The 9,290-nt window shown below is 50.8% G+C and carries 10 protein-coding genes; 5 read left to right on the top strand and 5 right to left on the bottom strand.

Annotation, left to right across the window (positions count from 1 at the left end; translation table 11 throughout):
- Nucleotides 1–412: 412 nt before the first annotated feature.
- Nucleotides 413–1,369: a type IV toxin-antitoxin system AbiEi family antitoxin domain-containing protein gene (locus ACM6IT_RS21180; protein WP_414918631.1), complete on the top strand. Its 957-nt coding sequence runs from the start codon at nt 413–415 to the stop codon at nt 1,367–1,369.
- The gene (locus ACM6IT_RS21175) at nt 1,332–2,207 is read left to right on the top strand and encodes a nucleotidyl transferase AbiEii/AbiGii toxin family protein (protein ID WP_414918630.1); all 876 of its coding nucleotides are present in this window, start codon (nt 1,332–1,334) and stop codon (nt 2,205–2,207) included. The genes ACM6IT_RS21180 and ACM6IT_RS21175 overlap by 38 nt, the downstream gene beginning before the upstream one ends.
- An 81-nt stretch (nt 2,208–2,288) precedes the next feature.
- On the opposite strand, the gene ACM6IT_RS21170 is transcribed toward ACM6IT_RS21175, so the two are convergent.
- Nucleotides 2,289–3,929, bottom strand: a complete 1,641-nt coding sequence (locus tag ACM6IT_RS21170; protein WP_414918629.1) for a MobA/MobL family protein — start codon at nt 3,927–3,929, stop codon at nt 2,289–2,291.
- Nucleotides 3,930–4,066: 137 nt separating this feature from the next.
- Between ACM6IT_RS21170 and ACM6IT_RS21165 the strand changes: the two genes are divergently transcribed.
- Nucleotides 4,067–4,387, top strand: a complete 321-nt coding sequence (locus ACM6IT_RS21165) for a hypothetical protein (protein WP_414918628.1) — start codon at nt 4,067–4,069, stop codon at nt 4,385–4,387.
- A gap of 169 nt (nt 4,388–4,556) precedes the next feature.
- Here the strand turns inward: ACM6IT_RS21165 and ACM6IT_RS21160 are convergent, their stop codons facing one another.
- A complete protein-coding gene (locus tag ACM6IT_RS21160; RefSeq protein ID WP_414918627.1) occupies nt 4,557–4,688 on the bottom strand; it encodes a hypothetical protein in 132 nt (43 codons plus the stop codon).
- 429 nt (nt 4,689–5,117) lie between these two features.
- Between ACM6IT_RS21160 and ACM6IT_RS21155 the strand changes: the two genes are divergently transcribed.
- Together ACM6IT_RS21155 and ACM6IT_RS21150 are read left to right on the top strand one after the other, a co-directional pair.
- Nucleotides 5,118–5,807, top strand: coding sequence for a replication initiation protein (locus ACM6IT_RS21155; RefSeq protein ID WP_414918626.1), 690 nt, complete (start codon nt 5,118–5,120; stop codon nt 5,805–5,807).
- An 11-nt stretch (nt 5,808–5,818) separates the two neighbouring features.
- The gene (locus tag ACM6IT_RS21150) at nt 5,819–6,223 is read left to right on the top strand and encodes a hypothetical protein (RefSeq protein ID WP_414918625.1); all 405 of its coding nucleotides are present in this window, start codon (nt 5,819–5,821) and stop codon (nt 6,221–6,223) included.
- A gap of 1,091 nt (nt 6,224–7,314) precedes the next feature.
- On the opposite strand, the gene ACM6IT_RS21145 is transcribed toward ACM6IT_RS21150, so the two are convergent.
- The 3 genes from ACM6IT_RS21145 to ACM6IT_RS21135 form a co-directional block, all read right to left on the bottom strand.
- Nucleotides 7,315–7,557: a hypothetical protein gene (locus tag ACM6IT_RS21145; RefSeq protein WP_414918624.1), complete on the bottom strand. Its 243-nt coding sequence runs from the start codon at nt 7,555–7,557 to the stop codon at nt 7,315–7,317.
- Complete coding sequence (locus ACM6IT_RS21140; protein WP_414918623.1) at nt 7,557–7,811, bottom strand: hypothetical protein; 255 nt, start codon at nt 7,809–7,811, stop codon at nt 7,557–7,559. Before ACM6IT_RS21140 ends, ACM6IT_RS21145 begins: the two co-directional genes overlap by 1 nt.
- A 192-nt stretch (nt 7,812–8,003) precedes the next feature.
- Nucleotides 8,004–8,135 (bottom strand): hypothetical protein, encoded by a 132-nt coding sequence (locus tag ACM6IT_RS21135; RefSeq protein WP_256580391.1) that lies wholly within the window; start codon nt 8,133–8,135, stop codon nt 8,004–8,006.
- Nucleotides 8,136–9,290: the final 1,155 nt, after the last annotated feature.

The following is a 9,290-nucleotide window of genomic DNA, read 5'->3' as shown; positions in this document are numbered from 1 at the left end:
ATTAGCAGGGGCTGTCCGCTCAAACGGCTGGTTTGAGGAGGAGCAAGGCCCCCAATTCACTGCAAGCGCTCGAAGTACTATTCATGAACGCAACAAAGGAAAGGATTCTTTCCTTTAACCAGCATTTATAGGGTTAAAGGAAAGAATTCTTTCCTTTATTCATCTGCGCGATGGCTCCTTTCATTCGCGCCAAAGGGCAGCCAAAAACCTAAAAACCGAACAATGCTCTAAGAAGTGAATTTTTGATATAAGAGCCGCTATAATAAATCCTAAGGATTTATTATAGCGGCTAAAAGGTAACATAAAAAAAGAAGCCTGTAAACACAGGCTTTTATTGACATACCAGCTCTTACCAGATATACGTCCTTAGGACGTATATCTGGTAAGAGTCGTTAGAATCAGGAGGATTTCGATGTTTTTACTAGAAGAAGCATTGGCTACGTGGGTGCTAGAGGAATATCCGTATTCAGTGATCACCAAGGAAAAACTTTCAGAACAAATATTCATACTATTCATGGAGAAAGTTTATAAAGGCGCGCGTATTTCACTTATAAGAAAAGACTACGCATCCGTAGACGACTTCCACAACTATATCGACAGAGTAGAACGGACTGGAATATTAACTAATATAAACAACGACGTAAAACATCATCAAATATATGGTAGCGCAAATACACCAGGCATTTATGTTATAAAAGGGAAGACTGAGTACAGTCCGGCTGAAACAGTTTGTACTATCTATCCGTATGGCTATCTGTCGAAAATTAACGCAATGGCTTGGTATGGATTAACGGATAAAATACCAAAAGTTGTTCGATTCACTACCTGCCCCCTAAACGAATGGAAAAAAAGATCACTATTAGATTTGTCTATAGATCCGGAAGTAGATTTTGATTTAGAACATTTCATTCCAAGCTTTCCCAAGCACACCAATATATTCGGACAAGAATTGATTGTCTCAGTCGAGACAAAATATGTTGAGCCTTTAGAGGTTAGAAATAGCCCGATAAAGGTAGCATCCATCGGAAAAACATTTATCGATATGTTTAGGTACCCTGATGAATGTGGCGGCATAGACCATGTGTTAGAGATATATGCCGAGAACGGTAAAAAATATTCATCCGCTATCATAAATGAGCTAAAACACAAAACAACCAGAAAAATTGATATTGCGAGGGTGGGATTTGCCCTGCAGAAAATTGCTGGTGTTGAACATCCTCTACTTTCTGAATGGCAGCAAGAATCAAAAAAAACCAGAGGCAGTTCAAAAATCCTAGTTCCTGGAGTGCCATTTTCGTCTATATTCGACGAGGATTGGTCACTTTCATTAAATGCAGAGTCAGCACAAGAATATGGAAATAGACATTGAACAATGGGTTGCAGAGGCACCACGGGACTTTCTGCTAGCTAGACAAGCCACACACATAATCTTACGCGCGATCTCTTCAGACGAATCTCTAAGAACTAGCATGATCATCAAGGGCGGAACCCTTCTCGGTATTCGCTATGGTAGTACTCGATTTACTACTGACATCGATTTCTCCACGGAGAAAACTCTCTCCGAAATAAATCTGGATGAGTTTGAATCAACATTAAATGATTCGATGGATTTAGTAGAGTCTTCTTTAAACTATGGCGTTAAATGCAAACTACAATCCTATGATATAAAACCGAACCCACAAGGCACCTTTCCCACTATAAAAATGAAACTAGCCTATTGCCTGAGAAGCAATGCAGCACAAATGAGGCGTCTGGAGGATAGGAATTGTTCGCTAGTTATAGTTATCGATTACAGCTTTAATGAAAAATCATACAATGTAGAAATGCTTAAACTTGGCGACAATGATGATGAAATTCAAGCGTATGACATATGCGACTTGATAGCAGAAAAAATTAGATCTATTTTGCAGCAAGAAGTACGGAATAGAGGCCGAGAACAAGACATATATGATGTTAATTATCTATTAACAACAATAAAACCTCTAAGTGACTCAGAAAAAACCAAAATACTGAGCTCATTAATAAATAAAAGCCAAGGGAAAAAAATTGATTATCTGCTTCATCGCGATGGTATAGATGATCCGGAAATCAAAAGAAGATCCTCAGAAAAATATCCATTACTCAAAGATACAGTTGTTGACCTTCCAGATTTCGATGAGTCCTATGCCAGGGTGACCGAGTTTTTTAAAGCGTTACCATGGGATTAAGTTGATCAAAAACAGTTGATTCGTGAAAGACCAGGTGCGCTCGATGCGCCTTGGTTTCCGCCTAGCGGCCCTCCAAACCATTCAACCGAGACGAGGCCCGCTAGGCCGAAGATCTGGAGATAGCGACTGTCGTTGCTTAAGCCACTCAGGCAAGCGCAAAAATTCGTCCCGCTCACTCGCGACAGCTTCTTGCATTCCGGCCACACTCAGATTTTCAGGGGTAAGGGCTTGAATCTCAGCACGTAGACCTTGAAGAGCACTAACCATGCTCCGAACATCTCGACCATGTGCAGATGAGGTCTGAGCCATACACAACGCCGCGTCAATTGCGTCCAGTCGCATCTGGCGTACTGAATACCACAAGGAAAGGTCTTCAGATTCAACTCGACTTGGCGAGCCATCCGTATACGACTGCGTTTCGTAGTGCTGTTCCGCAGCTCCAAAATTAGCTGACTCAGCCCTCTGTACTTCTTCCAACAGCATCAGCCATTGCTGCCGGCGCTCGGTATCACCCTCAGGCAGGGGGAAATTCAGCATTTCGGCTAATCGACGTTTAGAGCTTTGATCCATGATAGGTGACGACTTGAGCTCTTGGATCACTTCCCCTCGCCACAGCCGAGCGAGCCATTCAGCCTCAATAGAATGGCTGACAGGTGCAGATACATCAGTACGTGCCTGAGCTAGACGCTGCTCAATCCCCGCACACACACGCCGCCCGAGATCACTGAGCCTCCCCTCTGCGCTCTGGATAGTAGAAAGTTCGTTCTCAAGCCAATAAAGACGCTGTTCATACGCACGGGGTCGACGCTTGGCCCGCTCAGCGTCCAGATCAATAATCTGTGCATTCAGAACAACCAGCTGAAGGCGAGATTTAAGCAGTGTGTGAATGTCGTCGTTTACCGCGGCCCGGTCCAGCAACCCCATAGGAGTACGGCTGAACCTCGTGCACTCACGACGGATCTGCGTCACTCGCGGACCTTCATGAAGAGTCGGGGCCCGATCCAATAAATGAGCTAATACCTGGTCGCCTGCGCTAAGTGCAGCCTTCCGTTGTTCAACCAAGCTCCGTCGGTCAACGCGAACATCATGCCCAGCAGCAGTGAGCGCAGTGTTTGTGCAGCGCTCAACCATTTCCCGAATCCAAATCACTTCTTCAGGACCGCGCTTAAGGTCATCGAGTTCGCGTGTTTTCTCACCCAATCCAAACCGATTGAGTCGGCGAGTAGTAAACAGAATGTGCGCGTGATGATTGCGATTGTCGCCTTCACGGTCAGGTAAATGCACCGCGACTTGAGCCGCGATCTGGTAGCGCTGGACCAATTCAATTGCCATTCGAGCGGCTAAGCGGCTTCGTTGATCCACCGTTAGCTCGTGCGGTAACGCCACCAGCAGTTCCCGCGCTACGGTGGAATTTTTCCTTTTTTCCGCCAGTTCGGCGGCATTCCACAAAGCCTCGCTTGTCATCGATGAGAGCCCAGCAGGCAAATGCATCGACACACTTTCAACTCCCTGTTTACGAGTGAAATCGTGAATCAAGCCGGTTCGATGATCCGTGATTTTCCCGGCGATACGATAGGCAGCAGAAGCGGTGGCCGAACGGCCATGGCTTCTGCTGACTGCCTTAACGCTGGCCGAGTAAATCGCCAAAATTGAGTACCTAGAATTTGCTTTTGATTTTCTGGATTTGTCGGCTTGACGACCGCACGCAAACGTAGTTTGCATAAGTGCGCCCTTGCTTTGCTTCGGGTGAGCATGCGTCGACAATTACTCTACTGTAAACCCACAGAATTCGCATCACCTGGATCAACAATAAGGCCACGGTATATGCTCATTTTTTTCATCACGCTAGGACGGACTGAATGGCTAACGATCTGGAAGAACTCAAACGTAAACGGGATCAACTCAACGCCCGCATCCAGCAATCGGAAGCACGTATCAAGGCGAACACCAAGAAGGACGATGACCGGGTCAAGGTGTTGGTCGGGGCGGCCACACTCGACCACCTCAAGCGAACCGCATCACTCCCAAGTGGCGGGTTAAATGATCTGCTGTCACTGATGGATGGGTTCTTAACCCGTCCTGCAGAACGAAAAGCAGTTCTGGGTGCCGACCAGCGCGGCTCCGAGGCCTTGCGCCGGGTGATAGGCGTTCAGGGCGCTGTCGCGCAGAAGGGGGAATGATCGAGCCCCTTGAGGCCGAGACAAGGCAAGCGAAGCGCGCAGGGCGTAGCCAGCGCCGTGAAGGAGCGAAACGCCCTGGTAGGGCCTCAAGCCGTGCGCGTACGTGGGAGGGCGTGCAGGGACTGGAGGGGCGCGCTTTTGGATGCTCAGACGTTTCTGGGTTTCTGGGCTAGATGTATTTGACCAACAGAGCAGTGATGGTCGCTACCGCAGTGATTAGACCGGTGGCGACGGCCACCGGATACCAGAAGGTTTCGCGTGTCATGCCTGCTTTGACGTTGAGCTTATGCGTCTCAGCCATCAGCTTGGCGTCTCGACGTGCATTCTTTCCAGCTCTGTAGGGGTTGGTCTTCCTTTCGGGTGCAGGTTCAGGCGAATTTAGATGGGTGCACCCTAATCCCCCTTGTGCTGCTAGAGCCCAATTCTAACCGGCTCGAATCTCATCTCTTTTAAATCTTGTTTTTCTTGTTTTTACTTGTTTTCGGCCGCGTAACTTACTGTTTTAAAAGAATTTTTTTTACAGTTCAGGGAGAGATTCCGGGTTTAAAGGGGAGAGATTCCGGGTTTAAAGGGGAGAGATTCCGGGTCAATGAGGGAGAGATTCCGGCTGTTATCCACAACTGTAGCCAGGACAACGGGTTCTCTTTCTTACTAAACAGGGAGAGGGTGTTGACTCTCTCCCTCTCCCCTTAATACTCTATCAGGGAGAGATTCCGGGTAAGGGAAGGTAATGGTCGATAACAAGGTCACGCAGTCCAACAAGCTCGTTGAGGCCTCACATACGCTGACGCTCAACGAGAAACGCTTGGTGCTCTGCGCAGCGTCGCTGATCGACCCGCGCAAGCCGCTGCCCAAGGATGGTTATCTGACCGTTAGGGCCGACACTTTTGCCGAGGTGTTCGGCATAGATGTCAAACACGCCTATGCGGCGCTAGACGATGCAGCCACCAGACTGTTCAACCGTGACATCCGTCGGTACGTAAAGGGCAAGCTCGTGGAACGCATGCGGTGGGTCTTCCATGTGAAGTACAGGGAAGGCCAAGGCTGCGTCGAACTGGGCTTCTCCCCCACGGTGCTCCCACACCTGACCATGTTGAACAAAGAGTTCACCAGCTACCAACTCAAGCAAATCGGCAGCCTGTCTAGCTTCTACTCTGTCCGTCTCTACGAGCTGATGAGTCAGTTCCTCAAGCTCAAACAGCGGGAATGCACACTCACCCAGGTGCGAGAAATGCTCGATCTCGGAGAAAAGTACCCAAACGTCAAAGATCTGCGCCGTTGGGTCATTGACCCAGCTCTAGCCGAACTTAACAAAAACACCGATCTGGCCGTTACCGCAGAGCCTCGTCGGCAGGGACGGAAGATCGTCGGGTTCTCGTTTACGATCACCAAGAACGATCAGATGGCACTACAGCTTTAACGAGGTGGCACATGGCATGGCACACCATCACAGAAGCCCAGAAACTCACAGGGAAAAGCCGCCGTACGCTTTATCGCGACATGGCTACAGGCCGCTTATCATGGGAGCCTGAGGGTGATAGCGCTCGCCGTCTGGAGACGTCCGAGCTGATCCGCGTTTATGGAGAGCTGAAACCTCTGGCACAGCCAGAAGAGCAAAAACAGGCACACGCTGACACTGTTCATGGCACACCAGACACCGCTTTAATTTTGGCTGAACTTAAGGCTTTGAGAGAAGAAATGGCCGAGCTTCGCCAGGCAATGCGTTTGCTTGAGTACAAACCTGACCTGCCACCGCCTGACACACCTGGCACAGCGGAGATCGTGCCAAATGAAAAACCGATTCCTTGGTGGCGTCGCTCCCTTTTTAGGCAATAACGCGGCAGAGGCCGCCTGCGCCGTCAGGGCATCTTTATATGCCGTCCATTTCCGTCTCGGGGAGCTTTCAGCCCAAGAGATAAAACAGCGTTTATTCGTGCATGACCAGGCTCCAGCGGCGGATGCAGACCGCTCTTACCCTGCCGCATAGCGCCATTTTGCAGGGGCTGGGCCTAAACCATGGTCATTCAGGGCAATGGTTTAGAGCCAAGAGATAAAACAGCGTTTATTCCTATTGCAGCGTAAATACGGGCCGCGCCCTGGCCTTCGAGCCGGAGTTTCGTGTACAAAAGTTTCTGCATGCAGAAACTTTTTGCCTCACAGCTCAAGCCACCTGGCGGGCGGGCTTTTTCATGGCAAAAAAAAACCGCTCAAGCCGAAGCTCAAGCGGTCCATCCTGCCGACCTTATTGCAGGTCGTCGAAGCGATCCCGCAGCAGTTCAAAGACGTGCTGAACACGTACACAAACCACCACGAAATCCCACGCATGTTTCAAAAACTTCAACATGCTTGGCCCTCCCGTCGTTGGGCCAAACCTCCAGCACACTCACCGGACTTGTGTGCCTTCGGGATCACGTGAATGCTCCCTGTGAGGCGGCTAAGCTGATGGACGCCTTCTGAGTCATCCGCACGGATTACTAGCCCGTGTCAGTAAGGCCGCCGCACGGCATTTGCTAACACCGTGCGAGTGCCTGCATGGTAACGAATTTATTTCCAACATGGTGCGGCGTACCGGCTCATTCGCTGTGTATAAAAGAGCACTTTTTCGGCCAGAGCGAGGCACTACGGGGCTTTGGCGGGGGGAAAGATTTTTTTCGAAAAATGGGCCTATTTGCTCGACTTCACAAAAAACCATAAAAAAAGAACTTTTTAACCAAAAAGGCCGCACCAATCCCTACATGTTGTGTTTATCGTGCGCCCCAAAAACCGCCAATCGTTAATTATTGCCACTGCAAGTACCACCTTGTACCCTGTCGGTACGTGAATGCTCCCTGTGAGTACGAAAGCCCGGCCACTAACTGGGCTTTCGACGAAAAAGCCGCCCGACTAAGGCGGCTTTTTTTTGCCTGTTGATTGGCCCGCGTGATCGGTCACAGCTCGACGTTAAAGCCGCGCAAGCCAATACCCTCGGCAAAACGTCCCACGGCGGTCAAACTGGCCCAGGTGCGCAGCACCTCACGCCGTGAGCGCACCGGTAGCCAACGCGATCCGGCACCGCCCAGGCGAATCGCCAAGCCCCATTTTTCGTCGTGCCGGCTGACTAGCACTTCGCGCACCGCGCCGGCTTCGAGCATGGCGCGCAGCGTTTCTTCTTGCAGGCCTTTACCTACCATTACTCCCCCCGAACCATGCAGCCAGCCTCAGTACGGGCATTCAACCATTCGCCTAGCGTCACGAACTGATCGCCCCAAGGCACTACTTCGGCCAAATCTTCGGGTGTGGCGGTCCGAACGTTTTCCAAAAGGTGGTTAGTCGTACGATCACTCTCCTTTGCGAGATTCAGAGCCTCTGCAGGGCTGGCAGCGGCGTACAAGCTGCCCGAAACCCAGAAGGCCAGCAGGTTATGAGGGATGTTTGCTTGGGTCATGGATTAATCCTTTTCGAGTCAGTAATGGAATGCGCATCAAGCCACACAGGCCGTGAGTGATGTACCACACCCGCCATCTCTGGTGTCCAGTGGCCACAAAAAAGCCCACCAGGGTGGGCTTGGATGAGGGGTGCAATTTAACGAATGTCCCGTTACGCGTAACGCGCGAGCCGTCCGTGGGCCCTGCGCGGCTTAGCGGTGTTCGATCCCGCTCCACGGATCATCCGCCGCCTTGCGCGCCTTGTAGCGCTGCCAGCCGCGCAGCAGGTTGTAGGCCAGCACCAAAAAGCCAGCGGCCTTGAGGAAAATCAGATCATCAGTCATTGGTTTTTACTCCCCCGGCTCTTTTTGTGGGTTTGGTTGAGTGGGCCGGTTAGATACAGCTTGCCCGGGGAGTCACAGCGCTGACAAGGCTGCAACCTGGGCAAAGTCAGGTATACAACGCGCAAAACCCTTGGCCCGGTTGGTTGAAAAATATTTTCAGAGGGAGCTTGCTTCACGATCAGTCGTGACGACCGACGCCGCCACTGGAAACCCAAGAGGACGGCAGAAAGAGGACTTTATAGGCAATTATGGAAAATTATGGACAATTATAGAGTGATTATAGAAGGCCCCCCTCAGCGAGCCTCGGCAGCACAAATCTCTACTTTTAGCCCTCGCAAAATGAGCGTTAGGCGCACCTTAGGATTATCCTTTGGGGCTCTGTCATGTGATCACCAGGGGTAAAAAATGAACCCGCCCCCCCCCTCTGAAAATCGTCATCAGCATGATGCTGAAACATTACTCGGCGTATTAGCCGATCTTTACCACGTCTGCGGAATGCTGGACGCCAAGGTTGAGGTTCTGGATCAAATCATGGCTGCGCTAAATGGAGAACCATTGCCACACGAGTCTCTGGGCCCATACGCAGCCCCCGATCCTGCTGGAGGGGTGCCGGCGACCTAAAAGTTTGCGCATGCGCAAACTTTTTTACAGCGCATGCGTACAAAAAACTCCGGTCGGTGGGCTCGAAGGCCAGGCGCGGCCCCGTATTTACGCGGCAATAGGAATAAACGCTGTTTTATCTCTTGGCTCTAAACCATCGCCAATGAATGACCATGGTTTAGGCTAAACCCCTGCAAAATGGCGCTGTTCGGCAGGGCAAGAGCGGTCTGAATCCGCCGCTGGAGCCAGGTCATGCACGAATAAACGCTGTTTTATCTCTTGGGCTGCAAGCGCCCGGCGACCTTCTGGAGCCGCCTGGACCGGAGTTTCGTGTACTCCCATTCCCCGGCGGCGCTCCCTGCCATTCAGCCGGGATGTTTTTCAGATTTGCTGTACCGCCACGATGAGGGCTCCCGTGATGACCGATCAACCCGAGAATCCAGATGACGCGGCCCCTGAGGTCGACCTCCCCCCCAATCGTTTGGAGGCCCAGCTAATGGCCCAGCTATTGGAGTGGCAGCGGCACCCCGAAAAAAGTCTGGAGCCAGCCGGTCC

The sequence above is a fragment of the Pseudomonas sp. IT-P4 genome, assembly GCF_949767755.1.
Taxonomy (GTDB): Bacteria; Pseudomonadota; Gammaproteobacteria; order Pseudomonadales; family Pseudomonadaceae; genus Aquipseudomonas; species Aquipseudomonas monachiensis.
This window is presented reverse-complemented; position numbering and strand designations above follow the sequence as displayed.

Coding starts and splice junctions, on each gene's coding strand:
- ACM6IT_RS21145 (WP_414918624.1), bottom strand. CDS start 7,557: ATGGTAGGTAAAGGCCTGCAAGAAGAAACGCTGCGCGCCATGCTCGAA.
- ACM6IT_RS21175 (WP_414918630.1), top strand. CDS start 1,332: ATGCAGAGTCAGCACAAGAATATGGAAATAGACATTGAACAATGGGTT.
- ACM6IT_RS21180 (WP_414918631.1), top strand. CDS start 413: ATGTTTTTACTAGAAGAAGCATTGGCTACGTGGGTGCTAGAGGAATAT.
- ACM6IT_RS21170 (WP_414918629.1), bottom strand. CDS start 3,929: ATGCAAACTACGTTTGCGTGCGGTCGTCAAGCCGACAAATCCAGAAAA.
- ACM6IT_RS21150 (WP_414918625.1), top strand. CDS start 5,819: ATGGCATGGCACACCATCACAGAAGCCCAGAAACTCACAGGGAAAAGC.
- ACM6IT_RS21160 (WP_414918627.1), bottom strand. CDS start 4,688: ATGGCTGAGACGCATAAGCTCAACGTCAAAGCAGGCATGACACGCGAA.
- ACM6IT_RS21165 (WP_414918628.1), top strand. CDS start 4,067: ATGGCTAACGATCTGGAAGAACTCAAACGTAAACGGGATCAACTCAAC.
- ACM6IT_RS21140 (WP_414918623.1), bottom strand. CDS start 7,811: ATGACCCAAGCAAACATCCCTCATAACCTGCTGGCCTTCTGGGTTTCG.
- ACM6IT_RS21155 (WP_414918626.1), top strand. CDS start 5,118: ATGGTCGATAACAAGGTCACGCAGTCCAACAAGCTCGTTGAGGCCTCA.
- ACM6IT_RS21135 (WP_256580391.1), bottom strand. CDS start 8,135: ATGACTGATGATCTGATTTTCCTCAAGGCCGCTGGCTTTTTGGTGCTG.